The sequence below is a fragment of the Arthrobacter sp. MDT2-34-1 genome (assembly GCF_059091365.1).
Genome location: NZ_JBNHGO010000001.1, coordinates 865,193 through 883,677 on the forward strand (window position 1 = coordinate 865,193; position 18,485 = coordinate 883,677).

The 18,485-nt window shown below is 69.3% G+C and carries 18 protein-coding genes; 2 read left to right on the top strand and 16 right to left on the bottom strand.

The genetic code is table 11. The features are described from left to right. Positions 1-15 precede the first annotated feature (15 nt). The 11 genes from AC5RVV_RS03950 to clpS form a co-directional block, all read right to left on the bottom strand. Positions 16-705 (bottom strand): hypothetical protein, encoded by a 690-nt coding sequence (locus AC5RVV_RS03950; RefSeq protein ID WP_494000097.1) that lies wholly within the window; start codon positions 703-705, stop codon positions 16-18. Then, positions 702-1,628, bottom strand: coding sequence for an ABC transporter ATP-binding protein (locus tag AC5RVV_RS03955; protein WP_494000098.1), 927 nt, complete (start codon positions 1,626-1,628; stop codon positions 702-704). The genes AC5RVV_RS03950 and AC5RVV_RS03955 overlap by 4 nt, the downstream gene beginning before the upstream one ends. Beyond that, the gene (locus AC5RVV_RS03960; RefSeq protein ID WP_494000099.1) at positions 1,625-2,014 is read right to left on the bottom strand and encodes a GntR family transcriptional regulator; all 390 of its coding nucleotides are present in this window, start codon (positions 2,012-2,014) and stop codon (positions 1,625-1,627) included. The genes AC5RVV_RS03955 and AC5RVV_RS03960 overlap by 4 nt, the downstream gene beginning before the upstream one ends. A gap of 521 nt (positions 2,015-2,535) precedes the next feature. Then, entirely contained in the window at positions 2,536-3,213 is a 678-nt protein-coding gene (locus tag AC5RVV_RS03965) for a DedA family protein (RefSeq protein ID WP_494001273.1), read from the bottom strand. A 109-nt stretch (positions 3,214-3,322) separates the two neighbouring features. Continuing rightward, entirely contained in the window at positions 3,323-4,828 is a 1,506-nt protein-coding gene (locus tag AC5RVV_RS03970; RefSeq protein ID WP_494000100.1) for an HNH endonuclease, read from the bottom strand. A 680-nt stretch (positions 4,829-5,508) separates the two neighbouring features. After that, positions 5,509-6,120 (bottom strand): RdgB/HAM1 family non-canonical purine NTP pyrophosphatase, encoded by a 612-nt coding sequence (gene rdgB / locus AC5RVV_RS03975; protein ID WP_494001274.1) that lies wholly within the window; start codon positions 6,118-6,120, stop codon positions 5,509-5,511. Positions 6,121-6,172: 52 nt separating this feature from the next. Continuing rightward, a complete protein-coding gene (gene rph, locus AC5RVV_RS03980; RefSeq protein WP_493979743.1) occupies positions 6,173-6,961 on the bottom strand; it encodes a ribonuclease PH in 789 nt (262 codons plus the stop codon). A 169-nt stretch (positions 6,962-7,130) separates the two neighbouring features. Continuing rightward, on the bottom strand, positions 7,131-7,925 hold the full coding sequence (locus tag AC5RVV_RS03985) for an MBL fold metallo-hydrolase (protein ID WP_494000101.1): 795 nt from the start codon (positions 7,923-7,925) through the stop codon (positions 7,131-7,133). Continuing rightward, the gene (murI, locus tag AC5RVV_RS03990; protein ID WP_494001275.1) at positions 7,922-8,878 is read right to left on the bottom strand and encodes a glutamate racemase; all 957 of its coding nucleotides are present in this window, start codon (positions 8,876-8,878) and stop codon (positions 7,922-7,924) included. Before murI ends, AC5RVV_RS03985 begins: the two co-directional genes overlap by 4 nt. Positions 8,879-9,255: 377 nt before the next feature. Beyond that, positions 9,256-9,831, bottom strand: a complete 576-nt coding sequence (locus AC5RVV_RS03995; RefSeq protein WP_494000102.1) for a DUF2017 domain-containing protein — start codon at positions 9,829-9,831, stop codon at positions 9,256-9,258. Beyond that, complete coding sequence (clpS, locus tag AC5RVV_RS04000) at positions 9,832-10,164, bottom strand: ATP-dependent Clp protease adapter ClpS (RefSeq protein ID WP_494000103.1); 333 nt, start codon at positions 10,162-10,164, stop codon at positions 9,832-9,834. It abuts the gene before it with no gap. 143 nt (positions 10,165-10,307) lie between these two features. Between clpS and AC5RVV_RS04005 the strand changes: the two genes are divergently transcribed. Both AC5RVV_RS04005 and AC5RVV_RS04010 read left to right on the top strand, forming a co-directional pair. Beyond that, complete coding sequence (locus tag AC5RVV_RS04005; protein ID WP_494000104.1) at positions 10,308-11,639, top strand: nicotinate phosphoribosyltransferase; 1,332 nt, start codon at positions 10,308-10,310, stop codon at positions 11,637-11,639. Then, positions 11,636-12,253: an isochorismatase family protein gene (locus AC5RVV_RS04010; protein ID WP_494000105.1), complete on the top strand. Its 618-nt coding sequence runs from the start codon at positions 11,636-11,638 to the stop codon at positions 12,251-12,253. The genes AC5RVV_RS04005 and AC5RVV_RS04010 overlap by 4 nt, the downstream gene beginning before the upstream one ends. 15 nt (positions 12,254-12,268) lie before the next feature. On the opposite strand, the gene AC5RVV_RS04015 is transcribed toward AC5RVV_RS04010, so the two are convergent. The 5 genes from AC5RVV_RS04015 to AC5RVV_RS04035 form a co-directional block, all read right to left on the bottom strand. After that, positions 12,269-14,056 carry a DEAD/DEAH box helicase gene (locus AC5RVV_RS04015; RefSeq protein WP_494000106.1) on the bottom strand — a complete coding sequence of 596 codons (1,788 nt, stop codon included), beginning with the start codon at positions 14,054-14,056 and terminating at the stop codon, positions 12,269-12,271. Beyond that, positions 14,053-15,483 (bottom strand): MFS transporter, encoded by a 1,431-nt coding sequence (locus AC5RVV_RS04020; RefSeq protein ID WP_494000107.1) that lies wholly within the window; start codon positions 15,481-15,483, stop codon positions 14,053-14,055. Before AC5RVV_RS04020 ends, AC5RVV_RS04015 begins: the two co-directional genes overlap by 4 nt. Before the next feature lie 87 nt (positions 15,484-15,570). Further along, the gene (locus AC5RVV_RS04025; RefSeq protein ID WP_493979734.1) at positions 15,571-15,879 is read right to left on the bottom strand and encodes a DUF3039 domain-containing protein; all 309 of its coding nucleotides are present in this window, start codon (positions 15,877-15,879) and stop codon (positions 15,571-15,573) included. Between the two features lie 91 nt (positions 15,880-15,970). Beyond that, positions 15,971-17,542 carry a transporter gene (locus AC5RVV_RS04030; RefSeq protein WP_494000108.1) on the bottom strand — a complete coding sequence of 524 codons (1,572 nt, stop codon included), beginning with the start codon at positions 17,540-17,542 and terminating at the stop codon, positions 15,971-15,973. After that, positions 17,524-18,480, bottom strand: a complete 957-nt coding sequence (locus AC5RVV_RS04035) for an ABC transporter ATP-binding protein (RefSeq protein WP_494000109.1) — start codon at positions 18,478-18,480, stop codon at positions 17,524-17,526. Before AC5RVV_RS04035 ends, AC5RVV_RS04030 begins: the two co-directional genes overlap by 19 nt. Between the last annotated feature and the right edge of the window lie 5 nt (positions 18,481-18,485).

Consider the following 18,485-nt stretch of genomic DNA (forward strand, 5'->3'; position numbering starts at 1 on the left):
TTGGTCAGGGCTGGGTCAGGGGGTGGCCCGGCGGAGGGTCAGGTAGGACCCGGCCGCCAGGACCGCGCAGAACAGCGCCGTCCAGCCGGAGGTGCTCAGCGGGGTCTGGGCCACCAGCCACCCGCCGACGGCCGGCCACCAGCCCTGCCAGGCGATCAGGCCCAGCAGCCCGATCAGGACCACGGCGAGCGCGATCCATGTGACCAACATCCCGGTCGCCTGCCAGCGTTTGTAGATGGTAGCGAACCAGAAACCGATCATGAACAACGCCACCATGGCGATGAAGTAGAACAGGATCTGCACCACCGGGCTGCTGTCGGCGATCCAGCCCAGGGCATACATCCTGCCGTTGAAGCCCCAGCCGCCGGTGGCAACTTCCAGCAGGCCCAGCAGGTAGTACAGGACACTGACGGCAAGGGCGACCACGGCGAACAGGCCGACGGTGCCGAGGTAGAAGGTACGGCGGCTCACGCTCATCGCCTGCGAGAACGGGAACGTCAGTGTCAGCGACTGAATGCCCAGCGCCAGGAAGTACCACATCACCGCCTGCGCGGTTCCGGAATACAGCGTCCCGCCGTCGGCAGGAATCATCGCCCAGATGGCCAGGGTCACCAGAAAGGAGGCCAGCAGGATTACGGCGGGGATGCCCAGGAAGGTCCACTTATTGATCAACTGCATGCGCGCTACGTTGATGACGCGGTTCATTTCAAGACCTCCAGCTCGGAGTCGGCATCGGCGACGGCATCGGTTGCAGCAGTGGTCTTCCGCACGACCAGTTGTTGGAGCGACACCGGCGCCAACTCCACACCGAGTTCCGCAGCCTCGGCGCGTTCGCCATCCGAGAGCCTGCCGTCGATGGTCCACGAGGCCAGTGAGCCCAGCGATTCGCGGTGCAACACTTCCCGCCCCGCCGCGAAGGACCTGACTGCTGCGGCGCTGCCGGACACGGTGAAGGCCGTCCCGCGGATCGCTTCGGCGTCGTCGTCCATGATGATCCGGCCGCGGTCGATCAGCACGACGTGCTCCAGCAGGTTCGCCACCTCGTCGATCAAGTGCGAGGAAAGGATGATGGTGCGCTGATGGTGAGCGAAGTCCTCGACCAGCCGGTCATAGAAGATCTGGCGGGCCACGGCGTCGAGCCCCAGATACGGCTCGTCGAAGAATGTTATCTCCGCGCGGGACGCCAGCCCGATGATCACGCCGACGGCGGAGAGCTGGCCGCGGGAAAGCTTCTTGATCCGCCGTTTGGGCGGGAGCTGAAAATCCTCGACCAACCGGTCTGCGTAGGCCTGGTCCCAGTTCCGAAAGAACAGGGCTGCGGACTTGAACGCCTGCCGGGGGGTGAAATCGTCCGGGTACTTCTGTGATTCCCGGATGAAACAGATCCGCGACAGCACGGCGTCGTTTTCATACGGGTGCTGCCCGAAGACCAAGGCTTCACCGCTGCTCTGGAAGCCTTGGCCAGTGAGCACCGACATCAGGGTGGTCTTGCCGGCGCCGTTTCGACCCAGCAGACCGTAGATCCGGTTGCCCTCCAGACGCAGGCTGACGTTGTCCAGTGCCTTGGCATCGCGGTAGGACTTGCTCACCTGCCTCAGTTCGATGGCGGGTGTGTTCTGGTAGCTCATGGGGACACGCTTCCCTCTGTCATGTCGCTGGTGGACTCGGTGCGGTGGAGCATTGCGGTCAGCTGATCGGTGCTGATACCCAGTTTTCGTGCTTCCCGGGCCATCGGCTGAACGTACTCGCGGTAGAAGTCGTCACGCCGGCGGGCCAGTAAGCGGGAGCGGGCTCCGGCGGCTACGAACATGCCGATCCCCCGCTTTTTGTACAGAATCCCGTCATCGACCAAGCGGTTGACGCCTTTGGCCGCGGTGGCGGGATTGATCCGGTAGAAGGCGGCGAACTCATTGGTGGACGGCACCTGGCCTTCCTCGGCCAGCGCCCCGTCCACGATGTCGTTCTCAACTCGTTCGGCGATCTGGAGGAAGATCGGCTTGGAGTCATCGATCACTGCCGCTCCTTTCCCGGCCCATTGCACCGCCTTTCGGTGCAGGGGTTCATTACTTGTGTAGCTAACCATACAACAGGTCGAGCTGTTGTCAACTGGAGGAGGATGGGGCGACTGAACGCCTAGGCCGAGCCGGCCCGGAGCTCGTACGCGGGCTCCGGGGTGCGGACGCCAGGCAGTTCCCGTCAATACGGCGGCGGCGCACTTGGGCCAGCGGGCATCACGGTGGCGGCGCAGGCCCCGTCCAGGATGTGAGGGATCACGGTGGCGGCGGACTGCCGTCAAGGGGTGTGAGGGCGATGCCTGGCGGCCGGCGGCCCGTCAACGGCGTGAGGGCAGCACGGCGGCGGCCGGGGGCCCGTCAAGGTGTAAAGGCAGCGGGGTATCAGCGGCGTGGCGTCCGTCGCCGTAAGGGCCGGTGGGGGCTAGAGCAGGACTCATCAGTGCGGCGGCGGTGTCCGCTCAAGGGGCCAAGTGCCGGCGGGGCGCCACCAGCGGCTAGGAAAGGATCCCTGGCGCTACGGCTAAGCCCGCCGGTTCCTGATTTTGCGGATCCTGGTGGTCAACCAGTACAGACCCGCAACAACGACGACGACAATCACGATCTTCTGGAAGACGCCGGCATACTCCTCCACGATGTGCCAGTTCTCTCCCAAGTAGAAGCCGGCCAGCACAAAGATGCTGTTCCAGATCAGGCTCCCGGCTGCGGTGAGCGCGAGGAACTTGCCCATAGGCATGCGCTCGATGCCGGCGGGGATGGAAATCAGGCTGCGGAAGATAGGGATCATGCGACCAAAGAAGACTGCCTTGTAGCCGTGGCGGTTGAACCAGGCTTCCACCCTGTCCACATCTTCCAGGTCGATCAGCGGAAGCTTGTCGGCGATGGCACGCATGCGCCGTCGGCCCAGCCAAGCGCCCAGCCCGTAAAGCGCCCACGCGCCGATAATCGAGCCCAGCGTGGTCCATACCAGCGCCTCGATAAGGCTGAAGCTGCCGCGGCTGGCCGTGAAGCCTGCCAGCGGGAGCACCACTTCGCTGGGCAGTGGCGGGAAAAGATTCTCCAGCGCGATCGCCAGACCCGCCCCTGGTGCCCCGATGCCTTCCATCAGCCCTACGGCCCACTCGGCCACCCCGGTGAGGGCAGAGGTATCATCTGCGGACTGGGCAGGGCGGGGACCGGACATCAGGTAAGGGATCAGCATGCTCATCGTGTACAAGTCTGCCTTACCGCCCCCGTCATGACCGAACCGGGCGTCGGGTCTGGACGGTGCGGACAGCCGAAGAGGTGCAGTTCGCTCGCAATCCGCGCAGCTATAACTTCATTGCCCTGATTGCTGGATGTGGGGAACTGCGCCTACACATCAGTCGGAAGCGCCGACGGCGCCGTGCCCGCACTGTCGACTCCCCTAGAGCCGCTTCGGCGGCGATCACGGATCTGAAGGCACCACCTGCAGCGAGTGTGCCTGGCAGTGGTGGCGGGGTGGATGTGTAGGTGTGTCCGGTGGGGGTGGTGGTTTCCACCGTGTGGTGCGGTCCGTCGAGGGTGCGGCTGGACCAGCCTTCGGCTTCCTTTGACTGGTTGCATTGTTCGCACAGTCCCTGGCCGTTGGCCATGGTCGTTTCACCGCCTTGCGTCCAGGGCACGATGTGGTCGATGTGCCGGATCGGGGCGTCGCACCAGGGCCTTGCGCAGACCGCGTCGCGGGCGTGGATCATCCGGCGCATCCCGTCCGGGAATTTTCGTGCGGCCGAGTCCATCCCCAGCAGTTGCCCGGTCGCAGGCGCGGTGTAGAGGCGGCGGACCCAGACGTCTTCCACGCTGGCCTGTTTCAACACCCTGTTGCGTTGGGCCTGCTCGCGGGCGGTCTTCCACCCCGGCTCGGTCCCGGCCGGCGGCGCCTGCTGCCCGGCCCCGCCCGGCGGGCTGCCGTCGGCTGCCGGCGGTTGCGGCGGACGGGTGAGGTTGCGGGCGTAACGGGCCGGGACGATGCCGTGCCCGGTCAGCCAGGCCGGTTCGGCCTCGCCCCGGAGCAGGGCGCGGTCGGTCATGACCAACTGGATTTCCAGCCGGGCCGGGTCGGCGGTGCTGCGGCCGGTGACGCGTTCGAACACGGTATCGGCCATCAGCTGGCCCCGCGACCGGGGGTCTCCCGTGCTGCGCAGCCGGTCCGCTTCCTTGTGCAGGGCGGCCATCACCGCCACCCCCTGGACCACCGGCAGCAGGGTCCGGACCGAGACCATGGTGTCGGGCTCGGGCCGGGAGGACACATGCCGGTCCGCTTCGGCCTTCGCCGCCCGGTCCACCACCGAGCGGGGATCGAGCCGGTAGGCGAGGCGTTTGGCTTCGGCCCGCAGCGCCCGGTTCCCGAGCCCGTGCAACCGGTCCCGGTTCCCGGCCAGTTCCCGGTCCACGCGGGCCCGGTGCTCCGGGGACAGGCAGCCGGTCTCCTGGGCCAGGATCTCGGCCCGGTATTCGTTCAGGTCCCCTGCGGCGAGGGCGGCCAGGGTGTGCGGCATCTGCCTTACCAGGGTCCGGGACAGGTTCAGCAGGACCGCGGCACGGTGCGGAGACTCGCGCCTAGCCAACCCGATCTGGGCGGCCACCCCGGCGCCCTGCCGGTCTTTCGGGACCCCGGCGGCGGCACGGCGGGCACGCACCGACTCCTCCAACGCGACCTGCACCCTGGCCTGCGCGGCCGCGGCGGCAGCCTTCAAACCCTCCAACGCCGTCAGCTCCTCCACCAACTCCCGCTCCGACGCACCCACGTCGATGCCCTCGAGGGCAACGGCCGCAGCCCGAACGCCGGCAGAATCCAACGGAGCCGCCACCGGCCCGGCGCCCCGCAACAAACCTTCGCCGGCAGGCGATACCGGGGCGGCCGGGGTTGTGACAGACGGGGATGCGGCAGGTGATCCTGCTTCAGGTGATGCTTGGGCGGGCGGGGCTGTGGCAGACGGGGCTGTGGCAGACGGGGCTCCGGCAAGTGGTCCTGCTGCAGGCGATGCTGTGGCTTTCGCGGCTGCAGCAGACGGGGCTGCGGCAGGTGGTCCTGCAACAGGCGATGCTGCGGCGCGTGATCCGGCGGCGGGAGATGCTGGGGCGCCCGGGGCTGCGGCAGGGGTGGCTGCGGCACTCGGCGCCGTGGCAGACGATCTGGGCGCTAGCGCTGCTGCGGCGAGAGGATCGGGTACGGCCGGATCAAACATCTCAGCGTCTCAATCTTCAGCATGCGTACTGCATGGCCTCGACTACGAACGGTCACGAACCCTGGACGGATCCGCAGACGCCGCCGGCAAACGCACTACCCGGCGGCCAACGATGGTGCTCAACTGCTACTGAAAACAAACTATCCGCCGTCACTGACAGTTTCGGGAGATGTAGAAATCCTCCGCAGAAAGCGGTCAGTCCGCAGGTGTGGGGGCGCCGCAAGCCGCCGACAGTGGCCCCACCGCTGCGGCGGGTCCCCGGCTGCGCTGCGGCACGGCCTTTCCGATTCCTAGCCGAGTGCCGCCACTATGTGCGGCAGCAGGGCGCGGAAGGCCTGGCCGCGGTGGCTAATGGCGTTCTTTTCCTCCGGCCGCAGTTCGGCGCAGCTGCGGTCCATCCCCGCGGGCTGCAGGATGGGGTCGTAACCAAATCCGCCGGAGCCGCGCGGTTCGGCCAGCAGGGTGCCCGCCAGACGGCCCTCCTCGACGGCTTCGAGACGCGCCGACACGACGCTTGCTGCGCAGACGAACGCGGCCCCGCGGTGCTCGGGCGCGATGTCGGACAACTGGTTCAACAGCAGGCGCAGGTTCGCTTCGTCGTCGCCGTGTTTCCCGGCCCAGCGGGCCGAGAAGATGCCGGGCGCCCCGCCGAGTACGTCAACCGCCAGGCCCGAGTCGTCGGCCACCGCCACCAGTCCGGTGGCTTCGGCCACTGCGCGTGCCTTCAACAGGGAGTTCTCCGCGAAGGTGAGTCCGGTTTCGGCAACGTCCGGGACCCCTGCGGTGGCAGCGTCGATCACCTGGGTGTCCACGTCCAGCCCCGGTATCTGGCCGCGCAGCAGGTCTCGCAATTCGCGCAGCTTTCCCTGGTTGCGGGTGGCCAAGACCAGCCGGGGCTCGATCTCCTGCCCGGCGTCCGACGCTCCGCCGGGCTCGGCGCCTGCGGCCGCGGTGTCAGCCACGGATGACTTCACCCAGCGTCTCCGCCAGCGTGTCCCGCTGGATCTGGGCCAACTGGGCGGTGCCGGCAAGAGCCAGGTCCAGCAGCGCGTCGAGTTCCGCACGGTCGAACGGCGCGCCCTCGGCGGTGCCCTGGACTTCCACGAACTGTCCGGATCCGGTGACCACCACGTTCATGTCCGTTTCGGCGCGCACGTCCTCGACGTAGGGCAGGTCCAGCATCGGCACGCCGTCGATAATGCCGACGCTCACGGCCGCGACGGTGTCGGTGAGCGGGCGGGCCGAACGGGCGATCAGCTTCTGTTCTTTAGCCCAGTGCAAGGCGTCGGCCAGGGCCACGAAGGCGCCGGTGATGGCCGCGGTGCGCGTGCCGCCGTCGGCCTGGAGCACGTCGCAGTCCAAGACGATGGTGTTCTCCCCCAGCGCCTTGGTGTCGATGACCGAGCGGAGCGAGCGACCGATCAGCCGTGAAATTTCGTGCGTGCGGCCGCCGATCTTGCCTTTGACGGATTCGCGGTCGGAACGGGTGTTGGTGGCACGGGGAAGCATCGCGTATTCAGCCGTCACCCAGCCGCGTCCTTCGCCCTTCAGCCAGCGGGGCACGCCCGCGGTCACCGATGCGGTGCAAAGCACGCGGGTGTTGCCGAACTCGATCAGCGCCGATCCTTCAGCCTGGTTGGACCAGCCGCGAGTGATGCTGATCGGACGCAACTGCTCGGGCGTCCGGCCGTCGGCGCGGGCGGCGGCAGCGGGCATGGCGGAACCTGGATCAACATCAATCATGAGTCCACCCTATCGGCTCGCAGCGGCCGCGGTCGCTCGGGGGCCGGAGCTCGCAGCCGCCGCAGCCCGGAAGACGTAGCCGCCACCGGGCCGTGGCCGCCTAGACGCCGGCGCCCGACTCCGTCCAAGAGCCGCCCGGAAGGCGTCGCCGCCACCGCCCCGCTGCCGCTTAAACGACGTAGCTGACGCCGGCTACCGCGACCGCGAGATCGCCGACGTAGGTTTCGCGGGCCTCCTCGACGGTACGCACGGAGTCGTTCCAGACGGGCAGGTGGGTCAGCAGCAGCCGCCGGACCTGCGCCTCGGTGGCAGCGGCACCAGCCCGCTTTCCGGTGAGGTGCACGCCGTCGACGGCGTCGTCGCGTCCCTCGTGGAAGGCCGCCTCGCACAGGAACATGTCCGCGCCGAACGCCGCTTCGACCAGTGCGGGACAGCTGTCGGTGTCACCGGAGTAGGCCAGCACCCGCGTGACCGGCCCCTCGGACGTGGGCTCCGTAGCCTCGACCCGGATCGCGTAGGCCTCATCGACGGGGTGGCGCACCGGATACGGCGTGATGGTGAACGGGCCCAGCTTCACCGGTTCCCGTTCCGCCCAAACGTGGAAGTCGAACTCCTCTTTCATGCCCGGATCCAATTCCAGCCCGTAGGCGGTGGCCATGCGGTCCGCCGTGGCGGCCGGCCCCCACACGGGGATGCGGCCCTTGGTCCAGCCGTCGGGATTCCAGCGCACCGCCACATGCAGGCCGCACAGGTCCATGCAATGGTCCGGGTGCAGGTGGCTCAGGAAGACGGCGTCGATATCCTCCAACGCCATGTAGCGCTGGGCGGTGCCCAGGGCGCCGTTGCCCAGGTCGAGCAGGATGCGCCAGGTTCGCTCGCCGTCGTGGGCGCTGACCAGATAGCACGACGCCGGGGACTGCGGTCCGGGAAACGAGCCGCTGCAGCCGATGATGGTCAGGTTCATGCCCGCTCCCCCGGGTTGTACTGCCCCGATGCACCGGCAAACGGCGAAACCTTCGGGCCCGCCTGCGCCCCGGCGCGCGCGGCGGCAACCATCTCCGGGGTGATCCTGGCCATGCTCCCGGTGGGATACTGCGCCGCCACGTGCTCCACATGCTCCACGGCGATCACTTCCGGCCCCAGGAACCGGCGCGCCAGCACCTCGAAGGACGCGGCGTCGCCCGTGGCAATGAAGTGGTGCCGGCCCGGCGTCCCTTCCGGACGCAGCAGATCGTGGGACACCAAAGACCGGTAAACATCCTTGGCGGTCTCTTCCGCGCTGGAAACCAGCGTCACGCCGTCGCCCATGACGTAGGAGATCACGCCGGTCAGCAGCGGATAGTGCGTGCAGCCGAGCACCAGCGTGTCCACGTCGGCACGCTTGAGCGGCTCCAGGTACTCCTCGGCGGTGGACAGCAGCTCCTGGCCGGCCGTCACGCCGGCCTCAACGTATTCCACGAACCGGGGGCAGGCCACGGAGGTCACGTCGAGGTGCGGCGCGGCGGCGAAGGTGTCCTCGTAGGCGCGGGAACCGACGGTGGCCGAGGTGCCGATCACGCCGATCCTGCCGCTCCGCGTGGAGGCGACCGCGCGGCGGACGGCCGGCTGGATCACCTCGATCACCGGGATGCCGTAGCGGGCAGTGTAGCGCTCCCGGGCGTCGCGCAGGACGGCGGCCGAGGCGGAGTTGCAGGCGATCACGAGGAGCTTCACGCCGGCGTCCACGAGTTCATCCATCACACCCAGCGCGTTCGCGCGCACCTCGGCGATCGGCAGCGGCCCGTAGGGACCGTTTGCGGTGTCGCCAACATACAAGATGGATTCGTTGGGCAGCTGGTCTATCACTGCGCGGGCCACGGTCAGCCCACCCACCCCGGAATCAAAGATGCCGATCGGAGCTGCAGGTTGGATCAACATCTTCAGTTTCACTGCCTTTCCGGGCTCATGTTCACTAGAGGATAAGACGTTGGCAGCCGGTTGAGCGAACTTCTGCGCGGCTTCTGTTAGCCATCTCACAGTGTTTCCCCGCCGACGGCGACCTCCCGACCGGGGCGCCGCCTGGGCGCGGACTGGAGAAGGTTGCGGCCCATGCCCAGCGGCCGTGGCCGGGCCGAGGCAGGGCGTGGCCCCGCGATCTCAGGCGCCTCGGTTCCAAGTGCCGCCGCGACTGGCGTAGCCTCGCGATTCCGGCCCGCCGGGGCGTGCTCAGCGGTGCCGGCGCGCCGGGGGCGTGGCTCCGCGGTGCCAGCCCGCCCGGGACGTGGCTCAGCGGTGCCGGCGCGCCGGGGCGTGGCTCAGCGGTGCCGGCCCGACGGGTGGTCCAGCCCGTCCAGCAACGCCTGCATCAGGGTCTCCTGAAGCCAGGTCATGAAGTTGTAGACCAGCGCCAGATAGGTCTCGAGGTCCTCGGCCTGGGACCAGTCGTCGATCTCATGCAGGGCCTGGGCGTCCTCGTCGGTGCGGAGCTCCAGCCGCTCGGCCAGCACCAGGCGGACGTCGTTCACGGCCCGGGCGAACAGCCGGGCCTGCTCGTCGGTCAGGTGCAGCGGCGTCTGTTCGAGCAGCAGCGCGCTGGCGCGCAGCGCCCCGAGCTTGTCGTCCCGCAGCGAGCGTTCGGTGAGCTTGCGGAACTCCAGGGCCTCGCCGTCGTCGTGCTCCACAGCATCCGGCAGCAACCGGAGCAGCGCGGGGTCCCGGGGCTTGGCGGCATCCATGTCCAGGCCGACGATCGCCGCGAGCGGATCCTCGTCCTGCCGGTCGACTTCCAGCATGGCGACGACGTCCGCGAACAGCTTCCGGATCAGGTCCCGCTCGGCGGGTTCCAGGAACCCGGTGATTCCCTTGCGCGTGTGCTTGAATGCCTTGGCCATCTACGCCTGGTCCGCCTTCTGGTACGTGGCCCACAGGCCGAACGAATGCATCGCCACGGTGTCCCGCTCGGCCTGCTCGCGGCTGCCCGTGGCCACTACCGACTTCCCCTGCTGGTGCACCTCGAGCATCAGCTTACGGGCCTTGGTTTCCGAATAGCCGAAGTAGCTTTGGAAGACATAGCTGACGTAGCTCATCAGGTTGACCGGATCGTTCCACACGATCACGACCCACGGGGTGTCCCTGGCCGTAAGTTCGGCGGATTCCGCGCGGCGGGACGTCTCGATATCCGAGTCCAGCACGGTTGTGCAGGAGGGAAGGATGCTCACGGTCATGGCTTCCATTGTAGGCAGGGCGCGCCCTTCCGGCCCGACGGCGGCACGGAACTGCCCGGACGGCGACGGCGGCACGGAACTGCCCGGACGGCGACGGCGGCGCGGAACTGCCCGGAGGGCGAAACAGGATTAGAGTCGGGGATGTGAACATCGCAGCCGGCTGGGCGCACCCCAGCACCTCCCTGTACACCGACCATTACGAGCTGACCATGCTCCAGGCCGCCCTGCACTCCGGCGCGGCGCACCGGCGTTCGGTCTTCGAGGCGTTCGCCCGCCGGCTGCCGGAAGGCCGCCGGTACGGCGTGGTGGCCGGAACCGGCCGGATCCTGGAAGGCCTGGAACACTTCACGTTCTCCGAGCACCAGCTGGACTTCCTGGCCCGCACCGGCGTGGTCGACGCGCGCACCATCGACTGGCTGGCCGATTTCCGGTTCTCCGGCGACATCTACGGCTATGCCGAGGGCGAGGCCTACTTCCCGTATTCGCCGATCCTGGTGGTGGAGTCGAGCTTCGCCGAGGCCTGCGTGCTGGAGACCTTCATCCTGTCCGTGCTGAACCACGACAGCGCCATCGCCTCGGCCGCCTCGCGGATGACCGGGGCCGCCGGCAGCCGGCCCTGCATCGAGATGGGGTCCCGCCGCACGCACGAAGAGTCGGCGGTGGCTGCCGCCCGGGCCGCGGTGATCGGCGGCTTCTCCAGCACCTCCAACCTGGAAGCCGGCTACCGGTACGGCGTCAAGACGGTGGGCACCGCCGCCCATTCCTTCACCTTGCTGCACGACACCGAGCAGCAGGCCTTCGAGGCGCAGCTGGCCTCGCTGGGTGTGGGAACCACCCTGCTGGCGGACACGTACGACGTCGAAACCGCCGTCCGGACGGCCGTGGACCTGGCGGGTCCGGAGCTGGGCGGCGTGCGGCTGGATTCCGGCGACCTGATCGCCCAGGCCCAGTGGGTGCGCCAGCTGCTGGACGATCTGGGCAACCACCACACCCGCATCACCGTCACCTCGGACCTGGACGAATACGCGATCGCGGCGCTCGCCTCGGCTCCGGTGGACTCCTACGGCGTCGGCACGGCGCTGGTCACCGGATCCGGCGCGCCCACGGCGAGCATGGTCTACAAACTGGTCAGCCGCGAGGGCAGCAACGGCGAGCAGGTGTCGGTGGCGAAGGCGTCGAAGAACAAGATTTCCGTCGGCGGACGCAAATACGCGCTGCGCCGGCTGGACGAGCACGGGTCGGCCACGGCCGAGGTGGTCGGCATCGGCCACCCGCCCTTCGACGACGGCAACGACCGCCCGCTGCTGCAGCAGTTCGTCACGAACGGCAAGCTGGCGGACGGCTGGACCGGCGCCGAGGGCGTCCGCCGCGCCGCCGAACGCCACACCGCTTCCATGGCCGAGCTGCCCGGCGCCGTGAACCGGCTGCAGCGCGGCGAGGCCGCCATTCCCACCGAATTCGAGGAGCAGCCATGACACGCGCACTGATCATCGTCGACGTCCAGAACGACTTCTGCGAGGGAGGCGCCCTGGCCGTCGACGGCGGAGCGAAAACTGCCGCCGACATCAGCGAGCACCTGGAGACCCGGCCGGACGAATACGACGTCGTGGTCGCGACCCAGGACTGGCACGTGGATCCGGGCAGCCACTTCTCCGACGAGCCGGACTTCGTGGACAGCTGGCCGCGGCACTGCGTCGCCGGTACCCGCGGGGCTGACCTGCATCCCGACCTGGACACCGACCGGATCGACGCCTACTTCCGCAAGGGCCAGTACGACGCCGGCTACTCCGGCTTCGACGGACTGCTGGCGCCGGCGGATGAGGTGGCCACCGGAGAGCGCGAGGGCGACGAGGAGGAAGAGCTGGTCGAGATGCCCAGCCTGGACGACTGGCTGCAGGAGCACGGAGTGGACGAGGTGGTGGTGGCCGGGCTGGCGACCGACTACTGCGTCCGCCAGACCGCCCTCGACGCCGCCCAGGCCGGCTACGCCACCGCCGTGAACCTGGCGCTGTCGGCGGGAATCAACGCCGGGCGCGTCGAGAAGACGTTGGCCGAATTCAGCGACTACGGCATCGACGTCATCGAGTAGCCGGCCGGCCGCCGGCTACTTCCGGCCGATGAACCAGTCCTGGAGCTTCTTCAGGCGCCGGTTCAGCTGCTCCTCGTTGGCCTGGGCCACCGGCGGGCCGCCGCAGACCCGGCGCAGCTCGGAGTGGACCACGCCGTGCGGCATGCCGGAGCGCGCCGACCAGGCGGACACGTTCTTGGCCAGCTGGTTGCGCAGTTCGGTCAGCTGACGGTGGTCAACCACGGCAGGGGCCGGCTCGGGATCCGCGGCCCCGCCCGAACGCTTGCGTTTGCGCGACTGCTGTTCCTGCTGGCGCTGGCGCAGCAGCATGCCCACCTGCTCCGCGTCCAGCAGCCCCGGGATGCCCAGGAAGTCCAGTTCCTCTTCGCTGCCGAGTTCTCCGCCGGTGCCGAACTCGGCGCCGTCGAACAGCACGCGGTCGAAGGACGCCTGGGAATCCAGCGCTTCGAACTTCTGCTTGGTCAGCGCATCCGAGGCCGACTCTTCCCGGTTGGCCTGCTCCATCAGGGCCTCTTCGGGAATGAAGCCCTCGTCGTTGTCCTTGTCCGGCCGGTCCAGCGCGTGGTCGCGCTCCAGCTCCATCTGGTTGGCCAGTTCCATCAGGTTCGGCACCGACGGAAGGAACACCGACGCCGTTTCGCCGCGCTTCCGGGCGCGCACGAAGCGGCCCACCGCCTGCGCGAAGAACAGCGGGGTGGCCGTCGAGGTGGCGTAGACCCCGACCGAGAGGCGGGGCACGTCCACGCCTTCGGAGACCATGCGGACGGCGACCATCCAGCGGCTGTCCCCGGCGGAAAACGCCTCGATCTTTTCGGAGGCGCCGGCGTCGTCGGAAAGGATGACGGTGGCGGATTCCCCGGTGATCTTCTTCAGCTGGCCGGCGTAGGCCCGCGCGTCCTCGTGGTCGGTGGCGATCACCAGCCCGCCGGCGTCGGGCACCGCCCGGCGGACCTCGGTCAGCCGTTTGTCGGCCGCCGCCAGCACCGACGGGATCCATTGCCCCTGAGGGTTCAGCGCCGTGCGCCAGGCCTGCGCCGTGATGTCCTTGGTGACCGCGGCCTCGCCGAGCGACGCGGCGTACTCGTCCCCCGAACTGGTGCGCCAGCGCATCTGCCCCGAGTAGGCCATGAACATGACCGGGCGCACCACGTGGTCGCGCAGGGCGCTGCCGTAGCCGTAGGTGTAGTCCGCCCGCGAGCGGCGGATGCCGTCTTTGTCCTCGGCATACTCCACGAACGGGATCGCCGCCGTGTCCGAGCGGAACGGGGTGCCGGTCAGCGCCAGGCGCCGGGCGGCGGGTTCGAACGCCTCGCGGATGCCGTCGCCCCAGCTGAGGGCGTCGCCGCCGTGGTGGATCTCGTCGAGGATCACCAGCGTCTTGGCGGCCTCGGTCTTGGCCCGGTGCAACAGCGGCTTCATGGCCACCTGCGCGTAGGTAACGGCGACGCCGATGAAATCGCGGCCGTGCGAACCGTCCGAGTTCTTGAAGTTCGGATCGATCGCCAGCCCCACGCGCGCCGCGGCGTCCGCCCACTGGCGCTTGAGGTGGTCGGTCGGGGCGACGACGGTGATCCGGTTGACGATCCCCCGGTCCACCAGTTCGGTGGCCACGCGCAGCGCGAAGGTCGTCTTGCCCGCGCCGGGGGTAGCCACGGCCAGGAAATCCTGCGGGGCCATCTCGAAGTACTTCTGCAGGGCCTCGGCCTGCCATTGGCGCAGTTTGGGGGCGGTGCCCCAGGCGGCCCGTTCCGGGTAAGCCGGCGGCAGCACCGGTCCGGCGCCGAATAGTGTGTCGTTGCTCATGTGCCGGCCTCCTCCCGTTGTTCCTGTCCGTTTCCAATCCGTTCCGCGCTGCGCCAGCCGGTGGCGATCCCGCCCGCCGCCACCACGGCCAGCACGAGCCAAATGACCACGTAGACGCCCACCGAGCCCGGGTTGTCCGGATCCCGCAGCAGCGCGAACAATCCGCCCGCCCCGGCGGTACCCACCACGCCGCCCAGCTGGTCGGCCAGCTGCAGCGACGCGGAGTTCCGTCCGCGCTCCTGGGGGGCGGACAGCTTCAGCACCATCACGGACGTGGTGGACAAGGCCATGCCCATCGAGAACCCGGCCAGCGCCCAGACGACGATGAGCGCCGCGAGCGGCACCGACGGCGCGGACACCAGCGCCATCAGCCCCATGCAGGCGGTCAGGATGCCGGATCCGATCACCAGCATCCGGTGCCGGGCGGTCTCGACGCGTGCCTGCAGCCAGGAGCCGATGCTCCAGCCGACCGCGCCGGCCGTCAGGGCCAGGCCCGCGGTGGCCGGCGAGATGCCGTGCGCCGCCACCAGCATCAGCGGGATGAACGCCTCGGCGCCGAAGAATGCCAGGTTGATCAGTCCGCGGGTGGCAATCACGCTGGGCAGCCCGCGACGCAGCCGCAAGGTGCCCGGCGGCATCAGCTTGGGCAGCGCCGCCAGCGCCAGCACCACGCCGCCGGCCGCCAGCGCGTACATCAGCACCAGCTTCCCGGCGGACCCGCCGGCGACCGCCTCGAACAGGGCCCACTGGGCCAGGAACACGCCGCCGGCCAGCAGCAGACCCCGCATCGCCTGCAGGCGCCCGCCGCGCTTGTCCGTGGTCGGGTTCTCCGGGGCTCCCACGCTGCCGGTCTGCGGCCAGATGACCAGCACGGCCAGCAGGAAGATCGGCGCCACGCCGTAGAACACCAGGCGCCAGGAAAGGTACTGGGCGACGACGCCGGCGGCCAGCGGCCCCACCAGCGACGGCACCACCCAGGCCGCCGCCAGCCAGCCAAAGACCACCGGCTGCAGCCGCTGCGGATAGACCTGTCCGATGATCACGTAGACGGCCACGATTGCGAACCCGCCGCCCAGCCCGGCCACGGCGCGGCCCGCGGTGAAGATCCAGAACTCCCCGGCCACCCCGGACAGGACCAGCCCGGCGACCATCAGCACCAGCCCCGCGGCGAGGGCCGGGCGCGGGCCCTTCGCGTCGCACCAGACTCCGGCCACCACGCTGGCCAGCAGCGAAGCGGTCAGGAACATGGAGAACGCCAGCCCGTAGGCGGACTTGCCCTCCAGGTCGGCCGCCACCACCGGCATCGCCGTCGCCACCGCAACGGCCTCGAACGCCGCCAGCGTGATCACCGTCAGCAGGCCGATGGTCAGCGGCCGGTAGGCAGCAGACATGGCGCCGGGCGCGCGGATGGCGGTGGATTCGGGCATCAAAAAACCAGGGCTGACTTTCTTGGCAGGCAGGGGGAAGCGCGGCGGGCACCGGACGCGCCCGCGCTCGTGGGGTGGGGAAAGTTACTACTTCTTCTTGCCGGAATCGTCGCCGCCGGGGCGCAGGCCCTCGTAGATGGCCTTGCAGTCCGGGCATACCGGGAACTTGTTCGGGTCGCGGCCGGGCACCCACACCTTGCCGCAGAGGGCGATCACCGGTTCGCCGGACAGCGCCGACTCCATGATCTTTTCCTTGCGGACGTAGTGCGCGAAGCGTTCGCGGTCGCCGGGCTCAAGCTCTTCGCGGAGTTCTTCACGCTCGATCGTCGCGGTGGACCCGCCCGGGGTCTGCGGCGCGCGGGGGTCGTTTTCGAAAGGATCCGGAGGAAGACTCATGCCACCCATCTTAACCCCTGAAACGGGAACGACGACGGCGGAGCCCGGCTCCCCCGTCGTCGTCGCCCGCCGCTGCGGCTGGGTTTGTGTGCTATTTGTTTTTGGCCACGGCCTGGAGGAGTTCCGGCGTCCGGCGGTCATACCAGCGGCCGCCCAGCTCGATGCCGACCACCAGCAGGACCGCACCGAGCACGAGGCCGACCGCCAGCGCCAGCCATCCCCACAGCGCGTCGCCGGTGAAGACACCGATCAGCGCCAGCACCAGTTCCGGCAGCGAGAGCAGCACCAGCACGCCGAGCCCACCGAGCTGGACCAGCATCATCCGGGCTGTCGAGCCGGGCGGGGTCTTGAACGGGCTCTCCCCCGGCAGCGGCACGTTGTAGGTGTAACGGGCCGAGACCACGCTGGACAGGCCCAGGCCGGTCAGCAGCACGCCGAGGGCCACCCCGGCAACGGGCGGGAGCAGGTGCCACCCGCCGATGAACACGAACGGCAGGACGGTCAGCACGACGGTGGCCGGCAGCGCGATCACCGCGCAGGCCGCGGCCCGGCCGATCCGGTCGGCGCGTCCGCTCACGCCGGTGGTGACGTGCAGCGCGAACGCCGTGTTGTCGTAGGCGATGTCCGCGGAGATGCCGAAGGACAGCAGGAAGGCGATCATCGGGCCCATCCACAGCATGAAGGTGAAGTCGCCGGTCTGCGAGAGGCCGAAGAAGACCGCCACCGGTATGAGCGGAATGGACACCAGGGACGCCCCGTAGCGGGGATCCTTGAACCAGTAGATGAGCGCGCGCGCCGCCACGGCTCCGGCAGGGGTTCCGGGCATCCGGGAGAACCAGCCCAGCCTGCCGCCGGCCTTCCGGGACACGGCGTTGTACGGCGGGGTGACCAGCGCACGGGCCAGGCTGAGCTTCCAGAGCCAGGCCAGCACGGCCAGGAAGGCCACCGCGATGAACAGCCGGGCGCCGGCCGGGCCCCAGTTGCCCAGGGCCAGGTCGCCGGGAACGGCCCAGACCGCTCCCAGCGGCGACCAGGCGAGGCCCTCGGCCAGGGCCGGCAGGAAGTCCTGCGAGCTGCGGAACCCCTCGACGATGCCGACCATGAGCGGTCCCAGCAGCACCAGCGGGATGATGCCGATGACGCCGCTGAGGTCCTTGAACCGGCGCGAGCTGGCCAGCGTCGTGGACGCCGACGTCGTCACGCGGGAGAGCACCACGCACGTCAGCGTTGCGATCAGGGCGCACAGGACGGCGGCCACGAGCGCGGCCGGGTGCTGCCACCAGGCGGCCGCGTGCCCGAGCGCGGCGACCAGCGTCACCACGCCCGGGATGCCGACCAGGCCGCCGATGGCGAGCCCGAGCAGCAGCTGGCGCATGGGCACGGCGTAAGTGACGAACCGGGCCGGGTCCAGTGTCATGTCCACGCCGGTGGCCATCATGGGGATCAACGCCCAGCCCAGGAAGGCCGCGGAGCCGCCCAGCACCACCACCATGCGGGCCATGTCCGGCTCGGTGTAGCTGAGGAAGAACAGTCCGGAAATCAGCAGGGCCAGCATGCCGATCGCGTACAGGCCCCCGAGGATCACCCCCACCAGCTGCCACGGGCTGCGTTTGAAGCCGTTGCGCAGCAGCGCCAGCTTCAGCCTTACGAGGTGCGCAACCACTCGAGCCCCTCCGCCTGGGTCCGTCCGCCGACCAGCTGGACGAAGCGCTCTTCCAGGCTCGCGCCGGCGCGGACCTCGTCCACGGTGCCGGCGGCCAGCACGTTGCCGCCGGCGATCACGGCCACGTGGTCGCACATGCGCTGGACCAGGTCCATGACGTGGCTGGAGACGATCACCGTGCCCCCGGAGTCCACGTAGTCGTGGAGGATGTCGCGGATGTTCGCCGCGGAGACCGGGTCTACCGCCTCGAACGGTTCATCCAGCACCAACAGCTTCGGCGCATGGATCAGTGCGGTGGCCAGGGCGATCTTCTTGGTCATGCCGGCGGAATAGTCCACCACCAGGGTGCCGGCGTCGTTGGTCAGGTCCATGGCCCGCAGCAGGTCCGGGACGCGCGCGGCCACGGTCTCCCGGTCCATGCCCCGCAGCAGCCCGGCATAGGTGACCAGCTGTTCCCCGGTCAGCCGGTCGAACAGCCGGACGCCGTCGGGCAGCACGCCCATCAGGCGCTTGGCCGTCAGCGGCTCGGCCCAGACGTCCACGCCGTGCACCCACACCTGGCCGTAATCCGGCCGCAGCAGCCCGGTGGCCATGGAGAGCGAGGTGGTCTTGCCCGCCCCGTTCGGCCCGACCAGCCCGTAGAAGGACCCGGCGGGCACGTCCAGGTTGACGCCGTTGACGGCGATCTTGTCGCCGAAGCGCTTGGCCAGACCGCGCACCGCGAGGGCGGGAACGGGTGCCTGGGCGGGAACGGGAGCCTGGGCGGGAACGGGGGCCTGGGCGGGAACGGGGGCCTGGGCGGGCGCGGCAGCCGGCGCAGCGTCCGAAGGGCCGGGCGCCGGGTACCCCTGCGGGGCGGCGCCGCCCGGCACCGGTTCCGCGCTGCTGTTCTGCTCGTCCGGCTGCTGGACCGGAGGGTGTGATGGGTGCGAAGTCATGTGTC